This window comes from Mycobacterium sp. URHD0025 (assembly GCF_000426065.1).
Classification (GTDB): Bacteria; Actinomycetota; Actinomycetes; order Mycobacteriales; family Mycobacteriaceae; genus Mycobacterium.
Window position 1 is genome coordinate 210643 of the sequence record NZ_KE384491.1, and the last position, 23758, is coordinate 234400.

Annotated in this window: 24 protein-coding genes; 8 read left to right on the forward strand and 16 right to left on the reverse strand. The window is 66.8% G+C overall.

The window, feature by feature from the left end:
* The first annotated feature begins 211 nt into the window (after positions 1-211).
* Both aspT and aspD read left to right on the forward strand, forming a co-directional pair.
* Positions 212-1936 carry an aspartate-alanine antiporter gene (gene aspT, locus H977_RS0129410; protein WP_036477676.1) on the forward strand — a complete coding sequence of 575 codons (1725 nt, stop codon included), beginning with the start codon at positions 212-214 and terminating at the stop codon, positions 1934-1936.
* A gap of 42 nt (positions 1937-1978) precedes the next feature.
* Positions 1979-3613 carry an aspartate 4-decarboxylase gene (gene aspD / locus H977_RS0129415; protein ID WP_051289205.1) on the forward strand — a complete coding sequence of 545 codons (1635 nt, stop codon included), beginning with the start codon at positions 1979-1981 and terminating at the stop codon, positions 3611-3613.
* 21 nt (positions 3614-3634) lie between these two features.
* Here aspD and H977_RS0129420 read toward each other — a convergent pair whose 3' ends face one another.
* The 5 genes from H977_RS0129420 to sigI all read right to left on the reverse strand — a co-directional run bounded on the left by H977_RS0129420 (position 3635) and on the right by sigI (position 9050).
* The gene (locus H977_RS0129420; RefSeq protein ID WP_029111213.1) at positions 3635-4489 is read right to left on the reverse strand and encodes a GNAT family N-acetyltransferase; all 855 of its coding nucleotides are present in this window, start codon (positions 4487-4489) and stop codon (positions 3635-3637) included.
* Between the two features lie 55 nt (positions 4490-4544).
* Positions 4545-5702 (reverse strand): flavodoxin-dependent (E)-4-hydroxy-3-methylbut-2-enyl-diphosphate synthase, encoded by a 1158-nt coding sequence (gene ispG / locus H977_RS0129425; RefSeq protein ID WP_196808354.1) that lies wholly within the window; start codon positions 5700-5702, stop codon positions 4545-4547.
* Positions 5703-5712: 10 nt separating this feature from the next.
* The gene (locus H977_RS0129430) at positions 5713-6933 is read right to left on the reverse strand and encodes a M50 family metallopeptidase (RefSeq protein WP_029111215.1); all 1221 of its coding nucleotides are present in this window, start codon (positions 6931-6933) and stop codon (positions 5713-5715) included.
* Positions 6930-8102: a 1-deoxy-D-xylulose-5-phosphate reductoisomerase gene (gene dxr / locus H977_RS0129435; protein ID WP_036477679.1), complete on the reverse strand. Its 1173-nt coding sequence runs from the start codon at positions 8100-8102 to the stop codon at positions 6930-6932. Before dxr ends, H977_RS0129430 begins: the two co-directional genes overlap by 4 nt.
* Before the next feature lie 84 nt (positions 8103-8186).
* Positions 8187-9050 carry an RNA polymerase sigma factor SigI gene (gene sigI / locus H977_RS0129440; protein WP_029111217.1) on the reverse strand — a complete coding sequence of 288 codons (864 nt, stop codon included), beginning with the start codon at positions 9048-9050 and terminating at the stop codon, positions 8187-8189.
* A gap of 92 nt (positions 9051-9142) precedes the next feature.
* On the opposite strand from sigI, the gene H977_RS0129445 reads away from it, so the two are divergent.
* Positions 9143-9985: an NmrA family NAD(P)-binding protein gene (locus H977_RS0129445; protein WP_029111218.1), complete on the forward strand. Its 843-nt coding sequence runs from the start codon at positions 9143-9145 to the stop codon at positions 9983-9985.
* A gap of 12 nt (positions 9986-9997) precedes the next feature.
* Positions 9998-10450: a nitroreductase family deazaflavin-dependent oxidoreductase gene (locus H977_RS0129450; protein ID WP_029111219.1), complete on the forward strand. Its 453-nt coding sequence runs from the start codon at positions 9998-10000 to the stop codon at positions 10448-10450.
* Here the strand turns inward: H977_RS0129450 and H977_RS0129455 are convergent.
* The 3 genes from H977_RS0129455 to H977_RS0129465 all read right to left on the reverse strand — a co-directional run bounded on the left by H977_RS0129455 (position 10447) and on the right by H977_RS0129465 (position 12708).
* Positions 10447-11256: a DUF4097 family beta strand repeat-containing protein gene (locus H977_RS0129455; RefSeq protein ID WP_051289207.1), complete on the reverse strand. Its 810-nt coding sequence runs from the start codon at positions 11254-11256 to the stop codon at positions 10447-10449. The two genes, H977_RS0129450 and H977_RS0129455, sit on opposite strands and share 4 nt — an antisense overlap.
* A gap of 37 nt (positions 11257-11293) precedes the next feature.
* Complete coding sequence (locus tag H977_RS0129460; protein WP_029111221.1) at positions 11294-11770, reverse strand: hypothetical protein; 477 nt, start codon at positions 11768-11770, stop codon at positions 11294-11296.
* Positions 11771-11838: 68 nt separating this feature from the next.
* Positions 11839-12708, reverse strand: a complete 870-nt coding sequence (locus H977_RS0129465; protein ID WP_029111222.1) for a TIGR03619 family F420-dependent LLM class oxidoreductase — start codon at positions 12706-12708, stop codon at positions 11839-11841.
* A gap of 49 nt (positions 12709-12757) precedes the next feature.
* Between H977_RS0129465 and H977_RS0129470 the strand changes: the two genes are divergently transcribed.
* Positions 12758-14092, forward strand: coding sequence for a cryptochrome/photolyase family protein (locus H977_RS0129470; RefSeq protein WP_029111223.1), 1335 nt, complete (start codon positions 12758-12760; stop codon positions 14090-14092).
* A gap of 87 nt (positions 14093-14179) precedes the next feature.
* Positions 14180-14434: a DUF2631 domain-containing protein gene (locus H977_RS0129475; RefSeq protein ID WP_029111224.1), complete on the forward strand. Its 255-nt coding sequence runs from the start codon at positions 14180-14182 to the stop codon at positions 14432-14434.
* Between the two features lie 22 nt (positions 14435-14456).
* Here the strand turns inward: H977_RS0129475 and H977_RS0129480 are convergent, their stop codons facing one another.
* Complete coding sequence (locus tag H977_RS0129480; RefSeq protein ID WP_029111225.1) at positions 14457-15323, reverse strand: acyl-CoA thioesterase; 867 nt, start codon at positions 15321-15323, stop codon at positions 14457-14459.
* Positions 15323-15913 (reverse strand): hypothetical protein, encoded by a 591-nt coding sequence (locus H977_RS34200; RefSeq protein ID WP_231396091.1) that lies wholly within the window; start codon positions 15911-15913, stop codon positions 15323-15325. The genes H977_RS0129480 and H977_RS34200 overlap by 1 nt, the downstream gene beginning before the upstream one ends.
* A gap of 206 nt (positions 15914-16119) precedes the next feature.
* Here H977_RS34200 and H977_RS0129490 point away from each other — a divergent pair, with 206 nt between their 5' ends.
* Complete coding sequence (locus H977_RS0129490; protein ID WP_029111226.1) at positions 16120-16827, forward strand: DUF427 domain-containing protein; 708 nt, start codon at positions 16120-16122, stop codon at positions 16825-16827.
* Between the two features lie 28 nt (positions 16828-16855).
* The gene (locus tag H977_RS0129495) at positions 16856-17329 is read left to right on the forward strand and encodes a hypothetical protein (RefSeq protein ID WP_029111227.1); all 474 of its coding nucleotides are present in this window, start codon (positions 16856-16858) and stop codon (positions 17327-17329) included.
* 34 nt (positions 17330-17363) lie between these two features.
* Here H977_RS0129495 and H977_RS34205 read toward each other — a convergent pair whose 3' ends face one another.
* The 6 genes from H977_RS34205 to H977_RS0129530 all read right to left on the reverse strand — a co-directional run bounded on the left by H977_RS34205 (position 17364) and on the right by H977_RS0129530 (position 23757).
* Positions 17364-18602 carry a MinD/ParA family ATP-binding protein gene (locus H977_RS34205; RefSeq protein WP_081681904.1) on the reverse strand — a complete coding sequence of 413 codons (1239 nt, stop codon included), beginning with the start codon at positions 18600-18602 and terminating at the stop codon, positions 17364-17366.
* Positions 18603-18798: 196 nt separating this feature from the next.
* On the reverse strand, positions 18799-19722 hold the full coding sequence (locus H977_RS0129510) for an alpha/beta hydrolase (protein WP_029111228.1): 924 nt from the start codon (positions 19720-19722) through the stop codon (positions 18799-18801).
* Positions 19723-19725: 3 nt separating this feature from the next.
* Positions 19726-21258: a flavin-containing monooxygenase gene (locus H977_RS0129515; protein WP_036477686.1), complete on the reverse strand. Its 1533-nt coding sequence runs from the start codon at positions 21256-21258 to the stop codon at positions 19726-19728.
* Entirely contained in the window at positions 21240-21944 is a 705-nt protein-coding gene (locus tag H977_RS0129520; protein WP_231396092.1) for an SDR family NAD(P)-dependent oxidoreductase, read from the reverse strand. The genes H977_RS0129515 and H977_RS0129520 overlap by 19 nt, the downstream gene beginning before the upstream one ends.
* A 35-nt stretch (positions 21945-21979) precedes the next feature.
* Positions 21980-22792 (reverse strand): HpcH/HpaI aldolase family protein, encoded by an 813-nt coding sequence (locus H977_RS0129525; protein WP_029111231.1) that lies wholly within the window; start codon positions 22790-22792, stop codon positions 21980-21982.
* Positions 22789-23757 (reverse strand): zinc-binding dehydrogenase, encoded by a 969-nt coding sequence (locus tag H977_RS0129530; RefSeq protein WP_029111232.1) that lies wholly within the window; start codon positions 23755-23757, stop codon positions 22789-22791. Before H977_RS0129530 ends, H977_RS0129525 begins: the two co-directional genes overlap by 4 nt.
* Position 23758 lies beyond the last annotated feature (1 nt).

A 23758-nucleotide genomic window follows, 5' to 3' on the forward strand; every position in this document is an offset into this window, starting at 1 on the left:
CTCACCCTTGTCGGGCGAGTCAGGCGCACTGACTACTCAATTGTCCGGCAATTACGGCATTTTCACGCACCCACAGCGACATACAGCAAATTCCCGTTCTCACCGTCGCCGAACATCACCCGGGCAATGCGCCCCGCATTCCGACTGATTTGTGCCACTATCTGCTGGACCGCACTGCATCGAAATCCACCCGCCCGACGGGAGTTCGCCGTTGCATACGATTGCCCAGGTTTTTATCGATCATCCCGAAATAGCCATCTTTTTGGCGCTCGCCGGCGGATATTACTTCGGGAAATTCCAATACAAAGGGCTGGGCTTGGGAGCCGTCACGGCAACGTTGTTGTGCGGCGTCCTCATCGGCGCCGTGTTGCAGACCGGCGGCCACACAATCCACATCGACGGCGTGATCAAACAGGTGTTCTTCCTACTGTTCCTGTTCGCCCTCGGCTACAAGCTCGGCCCTCAGTTCTTCGCGGGTTTGAAGGGCGACGGCCTGCCTCAGGCGGTTTTCACCGTGGTGCTCATCGTTGTCGGGCTGGGAGCGGTGATCGCGCTGGCCAAGGTGCTGAAGTACGACCCCGGTCTGGCAGCGGGCCTGGCCGCGGGCGCGCTCACCCAGTCGGCCATCATCGGCGTCGCGCAGACCTCTATCGCCGGCCTCGGCGAGAGCGCCGAAACGATTGCGCAATGGCAAGATCTGGTGTCGGTCGGGTACGCCGTCACTTACATCTTCGGCACCATCGGCGCGGCGATCTACTGCGGCAACATCGCTCCCCGACTGCTGGGCATCAAGAACCTTCCGGCTGCGGCGCGAGATCTGGAACGACGCCTGGGTTTTGAGGAAGAAGTCGCCAATGTCGTACCGGCCTACGACCAGATCGTGCGGCGGTCTTACGCGATCGTTCGCGGCAGACCGGACCGGCACGGCCAGGGCATGACGGTCGCAGAGATCGAGCAGTACCTGTTCGACGAGACCGGCGGCCGGGTGTTCATCTCCCGGGTGCGGCACGGGGACACCTTGGTACCCGCCGAACCCGACCTCCTGGTGACCCCGGGTGATCACGTCGCGGTCAACGGCCGCCGGGAGTGGGTGATCGCCGGCCCGGTTACCGAACTCTGCGTCGAAACCGATGACCCCGAATTGCTCTCGTACCCGCTCGAGGAGCTCGACGTCGTCGTCACAAGCGACAACATCGACGGGATCACCGTCCGGGACGCCTATGTCGACCCCGCATTCCGCGGTGTGTACCTCAAACGCATCTTGCGCGCGGGCCAGGAGATCCCCGTCGCGTCGGAGATGAAAGTGCAACGGGGCGACGAGGTTCGGCTCGTCGGCGAACGTGCGCTCATCGAGAGCGCCATCAAAGCCATCGGCTATCCGGAGCGAACCACCCCCGAGACCGACATGGTCACCATCGGGCTGGGTATCGCGGCCGGCGCGATCATCGGCCTGCCGACCGTGATGATCCACAACATCCCGATGTCGCTGACGACCAGTGTGGGCGCGCTGCTGATGGGTCTGCTCATCGGCTGGCGCAGGGCCAAATCTCCTACGTTCGGCCGGATCCCGCCGGGCGCCCAGTGGTTTTTCGAAGGAGTCGGGCTGACTGCCTTCATCGCGGTGGTCGGCATCACCTCCGGCCCAGGCTTCGTGAAGGGCCTACAGAGCTACGGCCTGTCGCTGTTCGTGGCGGGCGTGGTGGTCACGATGGTCCCGTTGGTGGTGATGACCTACCTGGCCCGCTACGTGTTCAAGTTCGATCCGGTGTTGACACTGGGCATGCTCACCGGTGCGCAAACCACGACCGCGGCGGTCGGATCGGTCCGTGAAGCGGCGAAATCGAGTGTGCCGCTTCTGGGATTCACCGTCCCCTACGCGATCGGCAACATCTTCTTGTCCGTCGGCGGCGCAATCGTCGTCGCCTTCATGGCATAGCACCGGCTCAGCCCCTACTCGAACAGACCGGAAGGACCGCACGTGACCATCAAGCACATCTCTCGCGAGGAAATCGCCGAGCTGCAACATCTCTCGCCGTTCGAACTCAAATCCAAGCTCATCGAGCTCGCCGGTGAGCACGAGCAACGCACCACGTTCCAGATGCTCAACGCCGGACGCGGCAATCCGAACTTCATCGCCCCGACACCCAGGGAGGCGTTCTTCGCGCTGGGGGGATTCGCCCTGGAGGAATCTCGGGCCAACCGGGAGTGGGATCCCGAACTCGTCGGCGTACCGCAGAAGAACGGCATCGCCGATCGGTTCCGCGTCTGGCTGGACAAGCACCAAGGTGAACCGGGCATCGAATTGCTCAGTGGCGTCCTCAAATACGGGATCGAGCAATGTGACTTCAACCCCGACTCCTTCGTGTGGGAGTTGGCCGACTCGATCATCGGTGACCACTACCCCTCGCCGGACCGGATGCTCGTGCACAACGAGGAAATCACCAAGCGGTATCTCATGCAGGAACTGGCTCCGGACACAGACCTCGGCCAGTACGACCTGTTCGCCGTCGAAGGCGGAACCGCCGCGATGTGCTACATCTTCAATTCACTCATGGTCAACCGGCTGGTCCACCGCGGTGACAAGGTCGCGCTGATGACACCGATCTTCACCCCCTACCTCGAGATCACCGAACTCGACGAGTTCAGCTTCGAGCAGGTCTTCATCCAGGCGTCCGGCACGTACGAAGACGGACGGCACAACTGGCAGTTCCCGGACTCCGAGATCGACAAGCTCCTGGATCCCGATATCAAGGTGCTCTACTGCGTGAACCCCACAAATCCGCCGTCGGTGCGCATCGCTCCGGACACGCTCGACCGGATCGCCGAGATCGTCAAGACCAAGCGGCAGGATCTGATCGTCATCACCGATGACGTGTACAGCACGTTCATCGACGGATTCCGGTCGCTCATGGGTGTCGCACCACGCAACACGATCACGGTCTACTCGTTCTCCAAGTACTTCGGAGCGACCGGCTGGCGCCTGGGCACCATCGGTATCGCGCGGGACAACGTGTTCGACGAGATGCTCGCCGATCTCCCGGAAGAGGACAAGGTTGTCCTCGACAGGCGGTACAACCCGCTGACATTGCAGCCTCGCGAGATCAGATTCATCGACCGGCTGGTCGCCGACAGCCGCAACGTCGCGCTCAACCACACCGCGGGGCTGTCTCTGCCCCAGCAGTGCCAGATGCTGCTGTTCAGCGCCTACTGCCTGCTGGACCAGGCGGACCACTACAAGCATCAGGCGCAGGAGCTGATCGCCAGGCGGTTCACTTCGCTGCAGGGCGGTATGCAGATCCAGCTCGCGAAGGATCCCAACCGCGTCGCGTACTACGTCGAACTGGACTTCCTGAACTGGGCCGCCGAGCGCGGCGACCCCGGGTTGATCGATTTCGTGAAGGCGAACTACGAGCCGACCGACATTCTGTTCCGGCTGGCCGAGCAGACCGGCGTGGTGTTGTTGAACGGCGGCGGTTTCGAAGGGCCGGAGTGGTCGATACGCGTCTCACTGGCGAACCTTCGTGACGTCCAGTACGAGGAGATCGGAAAGGCGATGATCGCGGCGGCCGAGCAGTACGCGGCCGAATACAAGACAGCCAAATCCCGGTCGTAGCGGGGCGATTCAGCCTGGCGCTCAGTCCAGCAACACCGTCGCGAACGTGCCGATCTGTTCGAATCCGATGCGGGCGTACGTTGCTCGCGCCACGGTGTTGTAGCTGTTGACGTACAGGCTCGCGATGCGGCCCGAACTCACCACAGCTGCCGCGAGCGCCGCTGTGCCGGCAGTGCCCATCCCGTGACCGCGCCACTCCGGGTGCACCCACACTCCCTGGATTTGACCGACTGACGGCGACTGCGAACCGACCTCGGCCTTGAACACCACCTCACCCCGCTCGAACCGGGCCCATGCCCGTCCCGCGGCGATCAGGCCGGCGATGCGGCGGCGGTAGCCGCGGCCGCCGTCGCCCAGCCGTGGGTCGACACCGACCTCGCCTATGAACATGTCGACGGCCGCCACCAGGTAGGCGTCGAGCTCGTCCATGCGCACCGGACGGACCGCCGGGTCGATCACGGACTGCGGCATCGAGTCCAGCGCCATCAACGGCTGTTGCTCGCGGACGTCACGCGCGGTGCCCCACACCGACTCCAGCCGCCGCCACATCGGCAGCACCAGCTCGGCCCGACCGACCAGGGATGAACAGCGACGAGCGGTGCTCATCGCCTTGTCCGAGAATGCCTTGAGATCCTCGGCATCCCCGCGCAACGGGATCAGATTGGGCCCGGCGTAACACAGCGACTCGGTGACACCCCGCCTGGTCCACAGTTCCCCGCCGATGGCGCCCGGTTCGACACCGAACTCGGCGACGCGGGCGGCCACCATGCAGGAACCCACCGGATCGTCGTCGAACACCTGCAGACACGCGGCGGCGTCACGCACCACCGAAACTCGGCGCTCGTCGACGAGGCGGAACAGTGGCGGAGCCGACATGGACGATTCTCTCTGTTGAAGCCGAGGCTGGGTGACCCCGCTCACAGGGTCGTTATCAGCTTACGGTCACCACTGGCGAACCGCTGGCATCATCTGTACCCGCCTGTTCGGCCAACCGCATCGCCTCTTCGATCAGCGTCTCCACGATCTGCGCTTCCGGGACGGTCTTGATGACCTCACCCTTGACGAAGATCTGACCCTTGCCGTTGCCGGAGGCGACCCCGAGATCAGCTTCACGGGCCTCGCCGGGGCCGTTGACGACGCATCCCATCACCGCGACACGCAGCGGCACGTCGAGACCATCCAGGCCCGCGCTCACCGCGTTGGCCAGGGTGTACACGTCGACCTGGGCCCGTCCGCAGGACGGGCACGACACGATCTCCAGGCCGCGGGGCCGCAGGTTCAGCGACTCCAGGATCTGGTTTCCGACCTTGACCTCTTCGGCCGGCGGCGCCGACAGGGACACCCGGATGGTGTCGCCGATGCCCTTCGACAGCAGCGCGCCGAATGCCACGGCGGACTTGATGGTGCCCTGGAATGCCGGGCCCGCTTCGGTGACACCGAGGTGCAGGGGGTAGTCGCACTGGGCGGCCAGCTGGGTGTAGGCCTCGACCATGATCACCGGGTCGTTGTGCTTGACGCTGATCTTGATGTCGCCGAAGCCGTGCTCCTCGAACAGCGAGGCTTCCCACAGCGCGGACTCGACGAGCGCCTCGGGTGTGGCCTTGCCGTATTTCTTCATCAACCGCGGGTCCAGCGAACCGGCATTGACACCGATCCGGATGGGGATGCCGGCTTCCCCGGCGGCCTTGGCCACCTCTTTGACCCGGCCGTCGAACTCCTTGATGTTGCCGGGGTTGACGCGCACGGCGGCGCAGCCGGCGTCGATCGCGGCGAAGATGTACTTGGGCTGGAAGTGGATGTCGGCGATCACCGGGATCTGGCTGTGCCGGGCGATCTCGGCGAGCGCGTCGGCGTCCTCCTGGCGGGGGCAGGCCACCCGCACGATGTCGCAACCCGAGGCGGTCAGCTCGGCGATCTGCTGCAGCGTCGAGTTGACGTCGTGAGTCTTTGTGGTGCACATGGATTGCACCGCGATCGGGTGCTCGCTGCCGATGCCGACGCCACCCACGTCGAGCTGCCGGGTCTTACGCCGTGGCGCCAGTGTGGGCGCCGGGGGTGCGGGCATTCCCAAACCGATGGACGCTGTCATGTGGGATCTCCTACTGGAAGATGCTGAGTGGGTTGACCAGGTCGGCCGTGACGGTCAGCAACGTGTAGCCCAGCACGACCACCAACACCACGTACGTGGCCGGCATGAGTTTGAGGTAGTTGACCGGGCCCGCGGCGACTTTGCCGAAGGCGGCACGGATCATGTTGCGGATCTTCTCGTACGTCGCCACCGCGATGTGGCCCCCGTCGAACGGCAGCAGCGGCACGAGGTTGATCGCGCCGAGCACAAAGTTCAACTGCGCCAGGAAGAACCAGAACGCCACCCACAGGCCGGCCTCGACGGTCTCGCCGCCGATGATGCTCGCGCCGACCACGCTGATCGGGGTTTCCTTGTCCCGCTCACCGCCGCCGATGGCATGCACCAGGGCGCCGATCTTGGTGGGGATCTTGGCCAGGGACTTGCCCAACTCGACGATCATGTCGCCGGTGAACGACACCGTCGCCGGCACCGCCTCGATCGGGTTGTACGGGGTGGGCGGCGCGACCGCGACCGCGCTGACGCCGATCGCGCCGACGGTGGCGGGCGTCTTCGCGTCCGCACTCGTGAAGCGCTGCGTCTGGGTCACGTCGACAACGGTGTTGATGGTCTGGCCGTCACGCTTGAGCTCGATGGGCACCGGGCCGTTGAGCTTGCGCACCGCGGCGGCCATCTGGCTGAAATCGGAGACCTTGGTGTCGCCGACCTTGACGATCTCGTCGCCTGCCCGGATACCGGCCTGGGCCGCGGGGCCGGGCCCCGTGCACTCACCCATTTTGTCGAGGCTCAGTTGTGCTGCGACACAGCCGGTTTCGCCGACGATCGCGGTGGTGGGCTGCTTGATGTTGGGCAGGCCCCACATGATCGCAATGGCGTACAGGAGCACCAGGCCGATGATGAAGTTCATCGCGGGCCCGGCGAACAGCACCGCGACGCGCTTCCAGACCTTCTGCTTGTACATCGCGTAGGGCCGGTCTTCCGGAGCGATTTCATCGACCGACGTCATGCCCGCGATGTCGCAGAAGCCGCCCAGCGGGATGGCCTTGATGCCGTATTCGGTCTCGCCCAGCGCATTGGGGCGCCGCGTCGACCACAGCGTCGGGCCGAAACCGACGAAGTAGCGACGGACCTTCATCCCGGTGGCGCGCGCCACCCACATGTGCCCGCATTCGTGCAGAGCCACCGATACCAGGATGGCCAGCGCGAAAAGCGCGATGCCGATGACGAACATCATTTGGTGACGAGCCCTTTTCTGACGGATTTCTGCTCAAGGCGCGTCTCGATGGCCTGCCGTGCCTTTTCTCTGGCCCACCGCTGCGCATCGAGTACGTCTTCCACGGTAGCGGGTTCGGCAGCCCACTGGTCGGCAGCGTGCAACACGTCACCGACGGTTTGCACGATCGCCGGGAACGGGATGCCGCCGGAGAGGAAGGCCGCTGCCGCCTCTTCGTTGGCGGCGTTGTACACGGCGGTCAGGCAGCCACCACGGGTTCCGGCGTGGGCGGCAAGCTGCACCGCGGGGAACACCTCGTTGTCCAGCGGCAGGAATTCCCAGGTGGAGGCGGTGGTGAAGTCACAGGCCAGGGCTGCGCCGGGAACCCGTTCCGGCCAGCCCAGCGCCAGTGCGATCGGCAGTTTCATGTCCGGCGGGCTGGCCTGGGCCAGTGTCGAACCGTCGGTGAAGGTGGCCATCGAGTGCACGATCGACTGCGGATGGACAACCACCTCGATCCGCTCGTAGTCGATGCCGAATAGCAGATGCGTCTCGATGAGCTCCAGACCCTTGTTGACCAGGGTCGCCGAATTCAGTGTGTTCATCGGGCCCATCGACCAGGTCGGGTGCTTGCCGGCCTGTTCCGGGGTGACCGACTCCAGATCGGCGGCCGACCATCCCAGGAACGGCCCGCCCGAGGCGGTGAGCACGATCTTGGCGACCTCGTCGGCGGTGCCACCGCGCAGGCACTGCGCCATCGCGGAATGCTCGGAGTCCACGGGAACGATCTGCCCCGGCGCGGCCGCCTTGAGCACCAGCGGGCCGCCCGCGACCAGCGATTCCTTGTTGGCCAGGGCCAGGCGCGCGCCGGTGCCCAGGGCGGCGAGTGTCGGCGCCAGGCCCAATGCTCCGACCAGCGCGTTGAGCACCACGTCGGCGGCGGTGTTCTCGACCAGACGGGTCGCCGCGTCGGGCCCGGCGTACGTCACGTCGCCGATCTGGTCTGCCGCGGCCTTGTCGGCGACGGCGACGTTCCCGACGCCGGTGGCGGCGCGCTGGGCCGCGAGCAGCTCGGGATTTCCGCCGCCGGCGGCCAGACCGACGACCTCGAACCGGTCGGGGTTGGCCGCGATGACCTCGAGCGCCTGGGTGCCGATCGATCCGGTGCTTCCGAGTATCAGCACGCGCATTCTGTCGCTCACCAGTCCATTGTGCCGCGCTGTGACGGGCGTTCCCTAATGTGCGCTCATCGCGTGCCAACCGTCCCGACGGGCTCAGGCCTGACCCGAGTCCGGAGCCTGCCGTGCGGAAGGGTCGGCGGTGGCCTCGATCTTGTGCACCAGGCCGTCGCGGATGGTCAGCACCACGACGGCGAACAGCCGGCGTCGGTCGTAGGCCAGCAACACCGGCTCAGCCGCGCACACCACCGTCGCCCCAGGGCCGAGGTAGCGCAGCAGATTCGTCGCGACGTCGCGGCGGCCGTGGTTGACCTGACGTAGCGCCGGGTCGGTGAGCACCGTGCCGACACCCCAGACGCTCGGGTCGAGAACCGAGGCCAGTGCCTCCAGATCGCCGTTGGCGCATGCTGCGATGAACGCATCGGTGACATGCCGGTGTTCATCGGCATTGACCTCGGCCAGCGCCGGCGCGGCGCCGGTCACCTTCATTCGGGCCCGGCGCGCCAACTGCCGACACGTCCCGATCGGCCGTCCTACCGTGTCGGCGATCTCGTCGAACGGGATCCGGAAGATGTCGTGGAGCACGAACGCGACGCGCTCACCGGGGCTGAGGCGGGCGAGCACCGCCAAAAGCGCCGAGCCGACCCGATCGTCGAGCGTGACGCGGTCGGCGGGGTCGGAACCGTGGGCCGCGGTCACCTCGAGCGCGGCCGAGCCGTCCGGGCGTTCGAATCGAGCGCGTGCGGACCGCAGGATGTCCAGGGACAGCCGGCCGGCCACCACGGTCAACCAGGCCCGGACATCGTCGAGGTGGTCCGGGTCGGTCCGGGCCAGCCGCAGAAATGCCTCTTGTGCGACATCTTCGGCGTCGCCGATGTCGCCCAGCATCCGGTAGGCGAGGTTGACCAGATACGGGTGATGGTCGCGCCACGCCGCTTCGAGGGCCGCGGATTCGTTCATGTGATTACGACGAATCCGGGGGCCGGAAAGTTACCGGATGTCCGATCGGCTTCCGCTGTAACTTTTCGGACGACCGCCCCGTCCTTGATGGCATGAACACAATTCTCGTCACGGGCGCAACCGGTAACGTCGGCCGCCCGCTCGTCGCCGAACTTCTCCGTGCCGGTGCCCACGTGCGGGCGGTCAGCCGCAGTCCCGAAACGACCGGGTTTCCGCCCGGCGTCGAGGTGGTGCGATCGGCCGCCGAGGGCGTGGCCGGCGCGTCGGCGGTCTTCCTCAACTCCCGGGCGTTGGGGCAGGAACTGGCCGCGACCGTCGACCTCGCCCGCGCGGCGGGGGTGCAACGCCTTGTCGCGCTGTCGGCGATCAACGCCGATGACGACGATTCCCGGCAGCCGTCGCGCGTGCGCGGGGACCGCAACCGCGAAGTAGAGCAGCTGGCCGTTTCCTCCGGACTGGAATGGGTCAGCCTGCGCCCCACGGTTTTCGCCTCCAATTTCGCCGGTATGTGGTCGGCACAGATCCGGGCCGGCGATGTGGTGAGCGGCCCGTACGCCGCAGCCTCTACCGCGGTCATCGTCGACGCCGACATCTCGGCCGTGGCCGCGGTGGCTCTGCTCACCGACGATCTTGTGGGGCAGCGCATTCCACTGACCGGCCCGCAGGCGCTGACCAACACCGAACTGGTGGAGACGCTCGGGCGGGTACTGCGCCGGCCGCTGCGCTACCACGAGGCGCCAACCGATGTGGTGCGGCAGCGGTTCGTGGATCTCGGCTTCGGCGCCGCGTTCGCCGACGCGTACATGGGCCTGCTTGCCGACACCGTCGAACGGCCCGCACTCGTCACTCATGAGGTGGACAAGATTCTCGGCCGGCCGGCGACCACGTTCGCCGACTGGGTGGCCGGCCATCGCGAGTTCTTCGCCAATAGTTAAGGGGCGCAAAACATGTCTGAACGAAAGACCGACCTGCGGCCGCCACGGTGGCTCAAGCCGATGAACAAACTGATGATGGCGGTGCAACGCCTCGGCATCCCAACCGGCCCGGCGATGGTGCTGACGGTTCCCGGCCGCAAGACCGGAGCGCCGCGCAGCACGCCCATGACGCCATTCGATCTCGACGGTGGGCTCTATACGGTCGCGGGCTATCCGGGCTCCGACTGGGCGGCCAACGCCCGTGCCGCCGGCACCGGGACGCTGACGCGTGGCCGCCGGTCGCGGCCGGTCAGGATCGTCGAGCTCACGCCTGACCAGTCGCGCCCGGTGCTGCGTGCGTTCGCGGTCAAAGTGCCCGTCGGCGTCGGGTTCGCCAAGCGCAGCGGCCTCGTCGTCGACGGCACGCCTGACGAATTCGAGGCACTGGCCGGCCGTTTGACGGTGTTCCGGTTCGACCCCGCTTAGGAGGTGGCCGCCGATGCGACGGCGCGGCGGATCGAGATGTCACCCGAGCCGGTCCTGGCCTGCACGATGAACCTCTCGTCGCCGTCTAGTGGGCCTTCCGAAGCCTGCAGGCCGTTGTCGACGGTGCCGGAGTGGCTCTTGAGTTCTAGTCGTGCGGCAGTGCCCTCCGGAATGCCGACTTCGACCTCACCGCTGCCGGTCTGGGCGCTCAGGGCACCGCTGACCCCGACTGCGACGGTGACAGAGCCCGATGCTGCCTGGTGTTTGACGTTGCCGCGCAGAGTTCCGATCGACAGGCTGCCGCTGGCCGCCTGGAAATTGATGTCTCCGTCGATCCGATCGATTGTCGCGTCGCCCGAAGCCGTGGCGACCCGTGCGTTACCCACGACATCACCGATCGCAATATCTCCGGATGCACTGTCCGCCTTGATGTTTCCGGTGACTGCCGCGACCCGCATCGCGCCACTGGCCGAGGCGCAGCGGCAATCCGAATAGACACCGTCCGCATCGATGTCTGCCGATGCCGAGGAGAGTTTGAGCCGGGAGCCTTTCGGCAAGGCGATGTCTATGCGGACCGCTCCCCCGCGTCCGAACGACAAGACCTTTCTGCCTGCGGTCACCACAAGGGTGCCGTTGTGAAAATCGACGCGGGCCTGCTCGGCCGCGCGCACATCAGAGGCGCGGTCGGGATCGCGCGGCGTGATGTCGACGACGGTGTCGTTGCGGTCGGTGGATGCCAGGTGCACCGCACCGGCCACGATTTCGACGACAGCGGTGATCGGTTCGGGTGTGCGGAAAGTGGGCATCGGAATCTCCTATCCGTCGGGTTCAGCTCTGTCGGGTTCAGCGGACCCAGCCGCTGAACGTCTTGTCGCCGCCACGGCTCGGGCGCCCGGTTCCGCCGAGGGCGGCGGCAGCGGAACGGACGAGCCACGCGTTCACCGACACGCCGTCACGGCGAGCGGCGCCCTCCACGCCGGCACGCAGGCTCTCCGGGAGTCGCAGGGACACCCGCCAGGTCCCGCCGCCGTCGTCGTCAGGAACGTCCACGCCCGACGGCGCCACAGGACCGTCGGGCTCGGCGGTCTCGACGGCGAACTCAGGATCGCGGCCGTCGAGCCGGACATGCACGGATCCGGGCGCGAGTTCGCGCGTGATCTGCTCGGCCGCCTCGGACAGGGCTTCCAGCAGCGCGAGCCGTAACGCGGATTCCAGCGGAGCCGTCAGCCGCTGGGCCAGCGCCTCGGCCTCGGCGCCACCTGCCGCGGCGGCGACTCCGAGTTCATGCCGGACGGCGTCTACATACGGCTGCAAATCCATGCTGTCATGGTGACATCATAGTGATGTCATTGCAACTGTCACTTTGACAGCGGGCCGACGCCGCGGCGCTATCCCGCCTTCGCGATGATGTCCTCCGCGAACTGCTCGATGGGACCGCGGAACCGGTCGACGCCCGTGGCACCGTTGGGCATCGCCAGCCACGGCGCACACATCACGGCGGTGATGCCGAGATCCTCGGCGCGCTTGTAGAGGTCCGTCGACGGCGGATCCAGCAGGGCCAGGATGACGTCGAACGGCTCGTGCTCCCGGCCGTAGCGACGGCGCAGTTCAGCCAGTCGAGTGGTGTAACCGGCGGCCTGTTCCAGGGTGTAGGCGTAACCGATCCAGCCGTCACACGATCGGGCCGCACGGCGCAGTGCCGCCTCGGATTCGCCACCGCACAAGATGGGGACCGGCGCGGGCGGGTGAGGTTCGATCATCATCTCGGGAACCCGGTAGTAGTGCCCTTCATAGGACACCCAGCCGCCGCGCCAGATCTCGCGCAGCGCCGGGATCATCTCGTCGAGGCGCTTACCGCGGGTGTCGAAATCCTGGCCCATGAGTTCGAACTCCTCCCGCATCCAGCCGACGCCCACACCGAGGGACACCCGACCGCCGGAGATCACCGCGGCCGTCGCCACCTGCTTGGCCACCTCGAGCAACGGACGCGCCGGTGCCACGTACACGGCGTTGGAGAAGCGCAGCCGGCGGGTGAGGGCGGCCATCGCGCCGATCAGGACCCAGGAGTCCGGCCAACCGGTCTCCGGTGACCACGGCGGCTTGCCGGTCGGAGAATCCGGGTAGGGCGAAGACAATTCGCGCGGGTAGATCATGTGGTCGGAGCACACGATGCCGTGGTAGCCGGCTTCGTCGAGCAACGGCGCCACCGTCAGCGCCTCGGTGGTGTCCATGAACGCCGTACCGCTCCAAAACTGCATCTGAAGACCTTCCGTGTTTTCCGGTGTGTTCGTGGGCAGCATGTAGTGCATGCCCACCGTGCTCTGGTTTCGGCGAGACCTGCGCTGCTCCGATCATCCAGCCCTGCTCGAGGCCGCCGAGCACGGCGATGAGGTACTGGCCTGTTACGTGCTCGATCCCCGACTGGAGGCCTCGTCGGGCGCGCGCCGTCTGCAGTATCTGTACCGGGCGCTGCGCGAATTGTCCGACAGCCTCGACGGGAATCTGCTGGTCACCCGCGGCCGTCCCGAACAACGGATTCCGGCGCTCGCCCGTGCCGTCGGCGCTACCTCGGTGCACATCTCGGAGGACTACTCGCCGTTCGGCCGACGTCGCGACCTCGCGGTCCAGGCGGCCCTCGGCGAGACCGCCCTGTGCGCGACGGGATCGGGCCATCTGGTGTCGCCCGGTCGAATAACCAAAGCCGACGGCGCGCCCTACCGGGTGTTCACGCCCTTCTTCCGCGCCTGGCGCACTCACGGCTGGCGTGCTCCCGCGGCCTCCGGGGCCGCGTCGGCACGCTGGATCGACCCCGCGCGAATACCCGCCGAGATCTGCGACTGCGTCGAAATTCCTTCTGCCACAGACCCTCTCACGTTCGATGCGGGTGAGCGGGCAGCAAGGTCGGAGTGGCGGGAATTCGTGGAGCAGGGATTGGCCGACTACCCCAGCCAGCGCGATCGCCCAGACCTCGACGCCACCAGCCGCATGTCGGCGCACCTCAAGTTCGGCGCCATCCACCCACGGACCCTGGCAGTCGACCTCGACTCCGGCGACAACGCCTACCTGCGGGAGCTGGCCTTCCGCGATTTCTATGCGACGGTCCTGTACCACTGGCCCGACAGCGCCTGGCGAAACTGGAACCGCGATTTCGATGCGATCGAGGTGGACGACGACGAGCCGGCTCGACAGGCCTTCGAGGCGTGGAAGGCGGGCCGGACCGGATTCCCGATCGTCGATGCCGGGATGCGCCAGCTGGCCTCGACCGGATTCATGCACAACCGTGTGCGCATGATCGTGGCGTCGTTTCTGGTCAAAGACCTGCACCTGCCCTGGCAATGGGGAGCACGCTGGTTTCTCGACCAGCTGATCGACGGCGATATGGCCAACAACCAACACGGGTGGCAGTGGGCGGCCGGCTGCGGCACCGACGCCGCGCCCTACTTCCGCGTTTTCAACCCGACCCTGCAGGGGTCGAAGTTCGACCCCGACGGCGCCTACATCCGACGCTGGGTACCCGAGTTGGCCGATGTCGTCGACGTACACAAACTCGGTGTCGACCGGCCGGTGTCCTATCCGGAACCGATCGTCGACCACAGCGAGGAGCGGCTCGAGGCATTGCGCAGATACCGACACCTGGGTTGACCCCCCAGGGCCGGCATACGACGCAGCGTCGTATGTCAGAATGTCCGCAAGCCAAGCCTGAAGCCAGTTCGATCCGGAGGAGCAACCGTGGCCAGCACCGAAGTGGAGCGCAACAACGGCGTCGACGTCGAGGAAGTGCCGTCCGCAGCGTGGGGCTGGTCGGAGCTGAACATCAAGGTGATCCACCTCGGCGGGATTCTCTCCGCGATCTTCCTGCTGGTCATGATGCACGGCAACCACATCGGACACGTCGAGAACTGGTTCCTCATCACGTTCGCGGTACTCATCCTGCTGGCCGTGTTCCGCAACATCTGGTTGCGTCGCCGCGGCTGGATTCGCTAGCCGCCCACCGCGCACGCCGGGCCTACAATCGGGCCGGCATGTCGATCGCGGTGTCCACCGGTCGCATCGGCCGGATCATCCCCTCCTGGGCGAATGAGGCCAGCAGCTCACCGTCCTCGGTGTGCACCTGACCGCGGACATACGACATGCCGCGTCCGGCCGCGGTGCTCTCATGGCTGTAGAGCAGCCAACCATCCCACTCCACGGGCTCGTGGAAACTGATCGACGTCGATATCAGGGCGGTCGACAGCGTCGCGTGCGCCTGCGCTGTGCCGATCCCCCGGTGCGGCCGCATGGTGGTCGAAATACCAAGCTGCCCGGTGAAATACGCCAGCAGCGCCTTCGCGAGGTCGTCCCGTTCGGGTATCGGGTCACAGCGCAGCCAGGCATAGAGTTCCGGCGGCCCCACCTCGTCGGGGCTGTTGACATCGACCACGTCGACGAGGCGAAGCTCATGGCCTGCCATGGCCGGCCCGCCGGGGTGGGCATCGTCAGGAGTCTCGACGTCGGGCCGCAAGGCATGGTGGCTGACCACATCGAGCGTGGGCACATCCGACAACACGGTCACCGTTGCGCACACCCGCGAATCCTGGCCGACCGTGACGACAGCTGTCGCCGCAGAACGGCCCTCGTGCACGACACCGAGGGACAACTCGACAGTGGAATCGATGTCGACCGGCCTGGCGAAGACCGCATGCGCCGACCGAATCGTCTTGCCGGGGAATCGCTTTGCCGTCGCGACAATGGCCTGACCCAGCGCCTGCGCCCCTTTGGCCACCCGCCTGCCGTCATTTCCGGCCGGTCCCGTCACGCCGACGAATCGATCCGCTCCGGCGGCCGACACGTCGAACACCTCGAGCAGGCCCTCGACCGACGCCTGCGCCGGAATCAACACACCGGAGCCAGGTCGGCGTCGGGCAGGCCCGCCGACCGGCCGCACCGGAACAGGGTCTCGACACTGCCCACCGACCCGGGGTCTCCCCCGGCGATGGCCCACGCGTGAGCCTTGAACGCCAGCGCCGCTGCGCTGGGACGGTACTCGACCCGCCGGGTCTGTTCGCCCACGCCGTCCGGCGCGTATGACCCGAAGAAGACGACGTCACCCGTGTAATCGCTCGGCGTGAGCCCGTGCCGGCCGGATTCGAAGCAGGACGTGCCGATCGCCGTCACGGCCGCCGAGTCGGCCTCTGCCGACCGCCACAAGTCGTTCAGGCCAACGGCATTCAGGCCAAGGACGCGCAGTGCGCGTTCGTCTCCGTCGTCGTCGACGACGACGCCGACCCGCCAACCTGCCATCGCCCTGTCGAACAACCATCCCCCGATTCCCGACACCGTGCCGGCGACATCGGCAGCCACCACGTGCAACTCGTACTGCAGCGCCTTTTCAGGGCGTACCCGCGGCCGGGTGAACGGGACTGCGACCGTGTTGCCGCCACGAATTTCGGACAACTGCGCGGACATTCCTGGCTGTAGGGACATAGGGCATCCAATCCGGGTCCAAGGCCTGATCGGCCGGCACTCTCGACAGGTTGTTGCGGTGCGGTCCGCCTCACCCAACAGCGTGACATTCTCAAGAGAATCTGTAAAGCTTCTATCCTGACGCGTCGACCGGCCGCAGGTACGGGCGCCGATGCGCCCGACAAAGCTGTCCGCGCAGTTCGATCAGTCAAAATGGAGGTGCTGCAATGAGTCTCGTTGCGGGGCGGGGACCATTGAGTACACAACCGGCCGGTTGGTTCACCCCTCCGTTGGCAAAAAGCACGGTCTACATCGAGCCGCACCCGCGCCGTATTCAGGCATTCCGCGGCGGTGCCGCACAGCTCGACACCGAGCACGCCCTGATGGTCCACCGGGCCGGTCACCCGCTGAGTTACGCGTTTCCCAGCGATCAGGTCGGCAACCTGCCGAACGAGCCGGTGGTCGAGGCACCGGGATACGTCTCGGTGCCCTGGGATGCCGTCGACGAGTGGTTCGAAGAGGGCCGCAGGCTGGTGCACTATCCGCCGAACCCGTACCACCGCGTCGACTGCCTGCCCACCCGCCGCAGCTTGCGGGTCACGGCAGGCGACAGCGTTCTGGTCGACACCGACGACACCGTGATCGTCTTCGAGACGGCCCTGGAGCCGCGGCTCTACGTGGCACCCTCCCGGGTCCGCACCGATCTCCTGCAGGCCAGTCAGACCACGTCGTACTGCAACTACAAGGGCACGGCCACCTACTGGTCAGCCGTCGTCGGGGACACCGTCATCGCCGATGTGGCGTGGAGCTACCCCGACACCCCACCGGAGTCCCTGCCCATCCAGGGGTTCCTCAGCTTCGACGCGACACGCGTGGACGTGCTGGCCGAACTCCCTTCGTCCGGGACGACGGCCGCCTGCGGTTGCGAACTCTGACCGGCAAAACCGAGGAAGGCGAACACCATTGGGAATCGTGACCACCAGCTCCGAGACGGCTTTCACCCAGCCCGCCGAGGAGATCTACGACTTCGTCACCAATCCGGCGAACTGGGTCAAGACCTACCCGGGCAGCGCCCACATCGCCGGACTACCGGAGCGGTTGCCGCTGCGGGTCGGTGACACCTGGACCGAGGCCGGGCCGGACGGGGCGCACATCTATACCTGGCACCTGGCGATCGCCATGCGGCCGCGCATGTGGGTGTTCAACTCGGTGGGCCGGCTCGGCCACGACAGTGACGGCAACGGCGGTATGGAAGGCCGCATCACCGTGCAGTACCAGTTCACCCGGCCCGGCAACGACATCACGCTGTTCAGCAGAACGATGACCATCGAGGCTTACAAGGACGCGCCGCTGCCTGACGCATTGTTCCGCGTGGTCAATCCGGCCAACATCGACGCCTATCACGCCGCCGTGGCCCGGGAGTTGGCGCTCGGCTGAGCCGAGAAATCAAGCTACCTCGGCGAGCCGAGAATCAAGCTAGCGCCGCCCCGCCGTCGAAATCGTCGGAAAGCGCGGCCGCCAACTCCAGCGTGCGGCGGCGGAACACCGGCCGCAGCAGGTCGAAATGGATCTCGGTGCCCGCCGCGATGTGCTTGTCCCACGGCAGTACGAACACCCGGCCCGGTGCCACATGCTTCTGGAACTGATGCACCAGGTCGCCGGTGTTCACGTTGGGTTTGCGCGGTCCGACGTGGTTGACGACGACGCAGGAGCGGTTGAGCAGATCCTGATAGCCGTTGTGCCGCAGCCAGTCCATGGTCACCGCGGCCTGCCGGGCACCGTCGATCGAGGCACTCGCGACGATGACCGCGCCGGACACCGTCGCCAGGACGCCGCGGCCGGCGGGGGCGAACATGTCCGCCGCGCAATCGGCCAGCACCAGGTTGTAGTGCTTGGAGACGGCGGCGGTCGCGGCGTTCCAGTCCGCATCGTTGAAGGCCCGGCTCGCGCCGCTGTACTCGTCGCCGGACAGCACCTCGAGCTTGGACTCGTTCATGCTGGTGAACGCCCGGACATCGTTGTAGCGCGACAGGTCGCCCGCGGCCAGGAGGTCGCGTACGGTCGCCGCGGACTGCCGTCCGACCCGGTCGGCCAGGTTGCCGCCGGCGGGGTCGGCGTCGACAGCGAGGATCCGGTCGCCGCGCACCGCGGCCAGCACGGATCCGAGCGCCACGGTGACGGCTGTTTTGCCCACGCCGCCCTTGAGACCGAAGACGCCGATCTGGTGGGACTCACGAGCCGTGCGGCGCACCCTGGCGTACAGATCCAGTTCGTAGTGTTCGTCACGGGAAAGCCCGAGATTGAGCCGGGTGGTGACATAGACCGCCCGCCGCCAGCCGCGCCGTGGCTGCATCTTGACCGAGGAGCGCACGCCGACACGGGACAGATTGTCGATGGCACGTGCCTCGCCCGGTGCGGCCGCGGGAATCGGCTGTTCCAGGATCCAGCTACCGGCCGAGGACGACCCGCTGATCGGACGGCCGGGCACCACCGGGAGCTTGGTGGTGATCTCCGCTTCGCGTGGAGCGGCGAAATTCGAGGTCAGCACGACCGGTGGGGTCGACACCCTGGCGTCGCCGTGCCGGGATCGCCCGTTGGGCAGCGCTGCCACCGGGCCGCCCAGCAGGGCATCAAGCCCGCCGTAGCCCAGCGGGTCCCTGGCGTGTTTGGCGTCTCCGGAGTACATAAGCCGGTCGTCGTCGGCCGACATATTTACCTCTCAATCGCTCACTCGCTTCGGCACACCCGATTGACCGTTCGGTTGTGCCGCCGTACCACCGAGGCCATCGTCGCACCGGCCGCCTCGACTGTCCGCGCGAGTTTCACTTGCAACAGACCTGCATTATTGCCCACAACGTCGATCACAACCACAGCCGAGCGTGGGCCGGGGTGCCCCAGCTACCGGCTCAACCATGCAGCGCACGGCGCAGCGCCGCGCCCTGCAGCGCGAAAAGCTGTTGGCTGAGCTCCCAGTCCGGCAGCAGCGAATCGAAGCCGTGGCACGTACCGGGAAAAAGGTGGAGCTCGGTGGCCACCCCCGCGGCCAACAGCCGGCGCGCATAGTCGAGCGCTTCGTCGCGCAGCGGATCCAGCTCCGAACAGGTGATCAGCGCCGGCGCCACACCGGTCAGGGCGGCCGCCCGGACGGGCACGGCGGACTCCGGCACATCCCGGCCGCCGGCGTAGTGGCGCCACATCGCCACCGTCGCCGGACCGTCGAAGCCCGGGGTGTCGGCGAACTCCTCCTTCGACCGCGTGGGCCGGTCGTCGAGCACCGGCTGATGCAGTGCCTGGAACACGATCGGCGGTGCGGAACCGGCCGCGGAGTGCTGCGCCAGCAGTGCGGCGAGCGCGCCACCGGCGCTGCTTCCGGCCACCGCGACGCGTCCGGCGTCGATGTCGAGCTCGCCGGCCAACGTGGCCGTCCAATTGAGCACCATCATCGCGTCGTCGAAGGCAGCCGGATAGGGATACTCGGGCGCCAGCCGGTAGTCCATCGCGATCACCGTGCAGCGGGCCCGCCGGGCCAACTCCACACATTGGATCTGGTCGGTGTCGAGGTTGCCGAGGACGAAGGCGCCCGAGTGGCAGTAGACCACCGCGGGTGACGGCGACGGCCCGCCACGGTAGATCCGCACCGCGATACTGCGTCGTCCGAGCGCGACGCGCGCCCCGACGATCTCCACGCCTGGCGTGTCCAGCACCTGCGCGGCATCGCGGCGGCGTTGATCCAGCGAGGCACGCACCACACCCAATTGGTCAGTGGTCAGGTCCGTGCGGGCCTCGGCAAACCCGTGAAGGGCGGTGTCGAGGCGGTCCAGCCAGGCCATGGCTCAGCCGTCCGTCCGATCGGCGGCCGCGGTCACCGGGGCCGGGTAGTTGGTGGGCGGTTCGAAAGTGTAGTCCGCCGACCGGAACCGGCGGGTCATCGACCAGAAAGCCCGCGCACTGCGTGGCCACTGGGTGACCACCCGGCCACTTGGGGCCCGAAAATAGCTGCTGCACCGGGTCAGCCACACTGTGCCCTGCATCCACTTGTCGATGTCGGCGAGAAACGCCGCCATCGCCGCGGGACGCACCGCGAGGTATGACTTACGTTTGCGCCGAAGATATTTCAGCGCTCGCACGACATAACGGGCCTGTGCCTCCAGGATGAAGATGACGCTGTTGGATCCGACATTCGTATTCGGCCCGTAGAGCATGAAGAAATTCGGGAACCCCGGCACCGTCATCCCGAGGTAGGCGAATGCCCCGTCACTCCAGGTGTCGTGCAGCGACAACCCGCCTTCACCGGTCACCTCGATCTGCCCCAGGTAGTCCGCGGCCGCGTACCCGGTGGCGCACACCACCACGTCGACCTCGAGTTCCCGACCATCCTCGGTGACCAACGACCGGGCCCGTAGCGCGCGGGCCGGGCTGGACACCACCTCGACGTTGGGCCTGGTCAGGGTCGCGATGAAATCCGGGGAGAACACCAGCCGTTTGCAGCCCAGTGGATGGTCCGGGGTCAGCTGGGCTCGCAGTTCCTCATCGGCCACGGTCGATTCGAGCAGGTTGAGCGCGAGTGCCTTGAACTCCTGTGTCTTGTCGCTGCCGTTCTCGATGACGGCGATGTTGGACTCACTGCGCAGCCAGAGCCGAGTTCGGTAGATCTTCTTCGCGAACGGCACGTGGGCGAACAGCCAGCGTTCCCGCTCGGTGTACGGGCGGTCGGGTTTCGGCAGTACCCAGGTCGCCGAGCGCTGCACCGAGTACACCTTCTCGGCCACCTTCGCCAGCTCCGGAACCACTTGCGAGGCAGTCGATCCGGTTCCGAGCACGGCCACCCGTGCACCCTCGAGTGCGACATCGTGATCCCATTCGGCGGTGTGCATGAGGGTGCCGGTGAACGGCTCTTCGGTCACCAGATTCGGCCGTAACGGTTGGGTGAACAGGCCGATGGCCGACACCACGATGTCGAACCGGTGCTGCTCCCCCGATCCGGTGGTCAACAACCAACTGTTGGCACCGGCATCCCACCGCGCCGCGGTGATCTCGGTGTTCAGCCGCAGATGGGGATCCAACCGATAGCGCTCGGCGCACCGTTCGAAGTACGCCAAGATCTCCGGTTGCCCGGCCCACAGCCGGCTCCAGTCGGCGTTGAGATCGAACGAATACGAGTAGAGGTGCGATTTCACGTCGCAGGCCAGCCCCGGATACGTGTTGATCCGCCAGGTTCCACCGACCCCGTCTTCGCGGTCGAAGATGGTGAAGTCTCCGAAACCCGCCTTTTTCAAGAAGATTCCGAGTGCCAGGCCACCCGGACCGGCGCCGATGATCCCGACAGTGGGTGAACGGGACATCCGCGCTATCCGATCTGCAGACATTGGCCGCCGTCGATGACGAGCTCCGAGCCGGTGATGAACGCCGCCTGGTCCGACAACAGGAACGCCACAGCGTCCGCCATCTCGCCCGGCTTGCCCAGCCGCCCCAACGTAGCCCGCTCGGCCAGCCTGGCCTGGGTGGACGCGTCGAGCATCGGCGTCTCGACGGGTCCGGGAAAGATCGCGTTGACCCGGATCCCGTCACGGCCCAGTTCGGCGGCGGCCACCTGGGTGAACCCGCGCAGCGCCCACTTCGACGAACCGTAGGCCGCGTGGTGCGGAAACGGGCGGATCGCGCCGGTGCTGCAGGTGTTCACCACAGCGGCGCCTTCTGCGCGACGCAGCGGTTCAAGGGCTGCCTGCAATCCCAGGAACGGGCCCAGACAGTTGACGCGCCAGGCCCCTTCGAACCCGGCCGGCGTTTCCTCTGCGATCGGGGCTCGGTGCAATACGCCGGCATTGTTGACCAGTGCGTTGAGCCCGCCGAATCGGGCCACAGTGGCTGCTACCGCGGCCTGCCAGTGCTCTGGCGATGTCACGTCCAGTTCGACTGCCAACACGTTGTCGCCGAACTCGGTTGTGGTAGGGGTGAGTTCGTCGATCAGATGATCCCCGGCGGTAACCCGGTAGCCGTCGGTCACCAGTTTGCGCACGATGGCCGCGCCCTGGCCACGGGCAGCACCGGTCACCAGCGCGACGCGGCTGCCATGCCCTGCTGCTGCGTTCAGTTGTAGCCACCTCGTTCTGTGCCGGTTGCGGTGCTCCCGGATACGGTCGCACCGCCGGCATGTCCTGTTGCCTCGGCGAGGTGCTCGGCGGCACCGCGGCGCAGCGCTTGAGATTCCGAGGCCAGCGTGACCATCTGGAACCCCAAGTCGGCCACGGTCTTTCCGAGCTTCCCTGCCCCGGCGTGGATTCCGGCGATCAACCCGGCGCCGTGAGCGGCGGTGTGGATGCCGGCCATCGCGGCACGTACTTCGGGGTGCGTCCAGGCGTCGGCGAGCTGGTATCCCATGGAGATCGCCAAATCCGCCGGGCCGACGTAGATCCCGGTCAGTCCCGGTACCGCGCAGATCTCGTGGACCGCGGCCAGACCGCGCGCCGTCTCGATCATCGCGAACACACTCACTCGGCGTTCCAACTCGGCGGTGTCGTGTCCGAGGCTGGCTCGCAGCGGCCCGAAGCTGCGCACGCCGGCCGGGGCGTACCTGGTGGCCGCGACCGCCGCGGCGGCCTGCTCGGCGGATTCGACCATGGCGATGATCACCGCGTCGGCACCCGCGTCGAGCACCCGGCCGATCGGAGCGGGATCAGCCGAGGGCAGCCGTACCGCGGTGGCGATCGGGACATGCTCGAGGCGGCGAAGCAGCAGCGCCACGTCGGCGTCGTCGAGATAGCCGTGCTGCACGTCGAATCCGACGTAGTGGTAGCCGGCCGCCGCGAACTCCTCGGGACCCAGGATGGTCGGACCGACGACCCATCCACCCCATACCTGGGCATGAGCCGCCAGAGCTTCCTGCAGCCTGCTGGGGTTCATCGGGTGATCGCGATCTTGACGCGTTCTGGCACCGGACGGCAGGCGAGTTCGAATGCCGCCTGCACATCGTCGGAGCCGAAGGTGTGGGTCACGTAGTTCGGTAGCAGGTCGGGATGCTCCCGGGCGAATTCGCCGGCGCGGCGCAGTACCCGCTGACGGTCCAGTGTGACACCGGATTTCAGGGTCAGATTGTTGCGGAGCATGGTGCGCATACTGATGGGATAGCTGTCGTCGTCGGGTACTCCGAAATAGAACACCGTGCCCCCGAATGCACTGGCTTCCAACGCGTGGTTGAGTGTGGCGACCTGATGCCCGACAGCCTCGATGACGACGTCGGGCTTGCCGGTCGACCCCAGGTGCCTCACCCAACGGTCGCTGGTGGCCCGGACGGGGTTATCGACCCCGAAGCAGGCACTCACCGACGAGCGGTCCACCGGATCCACACCGGTGATGCGAGACGCACCGAAAGTCTTTGCCACATAGGAGAACAGCAACCCGATCGAGCCCTGCCCGATGACGGCTACATGGCGGCCGCGAAGATCCGGCAATTGCTCGACGGCATAGAGGACACAGGCCAACGGTTGCAGGCCGACGGCCAGTTCCGGAGCCAGCACCGGGTCGTAGGACACCAGCCCGGCTCCGTCGGCGATCACGCGGCCCATCAGACCGTCGAAGCCCGACGCCCAGCCCACCACGCGTTCCCCCGGCCGGTGATCCGGGTGCCGGCTGGCCAGTACCTCGCCCGCGATCTCGTGGATCGGGAAGCCGTTCATCTCTGCCGCGCAGCATCCGGTGTCACCCGGCAGCTTGCCCTGGGTGCCACGGAATCCGGGCAGATCGCTGCCGCAAATTCCGGCGGCCAGGAAGTCGAGCAGCACCTGACCGTCCGTCAACGATTCCGGTGAGGGCTCCGAAACCTCGCTCCGCTCAAACGCGTAGGGAGCGACGAGCCGATACGACCACACG

Bases quoted from the DNA above. Each gene is read 5' to 3' on its own strand.
- H977_RS0129420 (WP_029111213.1), bottom strand. From the start codon at position 4,489: ATGTCGGCTCCGCCACTGTTCCGCCTCGTCGACGAGCGCCGAGTTTCG.
- ispG (WP_196808354.1), bottom strand. From the start codon at position 5,702: ATGACAGCGTCCATCGGTTTGGGAATGCCCGCACCCCCGGCGCCCACA.
- H977_RS0129430 (WP_029111215.1), bottom strand. From the start codon at position 6,933: ATGATGTTCGTCATCGGCATCGCGCTTTTCGCGCTGGCCATCCTGGTA.
- dxr (WP_036477679.1), bottom strand. From the start codon at position 8,102: ATGCGCGTGCTGATACTCGGAAGCACCGGATCGATCGGCACCCAGGCG.
- sigI (WP_029111217.1), bottom strand. From the start codon at position 9,050: ATGAACGAATCCGCGGCCCTCGAAGCGGCGTGGCGCGACCATCACCCG.
- H977_RS0129445 (WP_029111218.1), top strand. From the start codon at position 9,143: ATGAACACAATTCTCGTCACGGGCGCAACCGGTAACGTCGGCCGCCCG.
- H977_RS0129450 (WP_029111219.1), top strand. From the start codon at position 9,998: ATGTCTGAACGAAAGACCGACCTGCGGCCGCCACGGTGGCTCAAGCCG.
- H977_RS0129455 (WP_051289207.1), bottom strand. From the start codon at position 11,256: ATGCCCACTTTCCGCACACCCGAACCGATCACCGCTGTCGTCGAAATC.
- H977_RS0129460 (WP_029111221.1), bottom strand. From the start codon at position 11,770: ATGGATTTGCAGCCGTATGTAGACGCCGTCCGGCATGAACTCGGAGTC.
- H977_RS0129465 (WP_029111222.1), bottom strand. From the start codon at position 12,708: ATGCAGTTTTGGAGCGGTACGGCGTTCATGGACACCACCGAGGCGCTG.
- H977_RS0129470 (WP_029111223.1), top strand. From the start codon at position 12,758: ATGCCCACCGTGCTCTGGTTTCGGCGAGACCTGCGCTGCTCCGATCAT.
- H977_RS34200 (WP_231396091.1), bottom strand. From the start codon at position 15,913: ATGTCCCTACAGCCAGGAATGTCCGCGCAGTTGTCCGAAATTCGTGGC.
- H977_RS0129490 (WP_029111226.1), top strand. From the start codon at position 16,120: ATGAGTCTCGTTGCGGGGCGGGGACCATTGAGTACACAACCGGCCGGT.
- H977_RS34205 (WP_081681904.1), bottom strand. From the start codon at position 18,602: ATGTCGGCCGACGACGACCGGCTTATGTACTCCGGAGACGCCAAACAC.
- H977_RS0129510 (WP_029111228.1), bottom strand. From the start codon at position 19,722: ATGGCCTGGCTGGACCGCCTCGACACCGCCCTTCACGGGTTTGCCGAG.
- H977_RS0129515 (WP_036477686.1), bottom strand. From the start codon at position 21,258: ATGTCTGCAGATCGGATAGCGCGGATGTCCCGTTCACCCACTGTCGGG.
- H977_RS0129525 (WP_029111231.1), bottom strand. From the start codon at position 22,792: ATGAACCCCAGCAGGCTGCAGGAAGCTCTGGCGGCTCATGCCCAGGTA.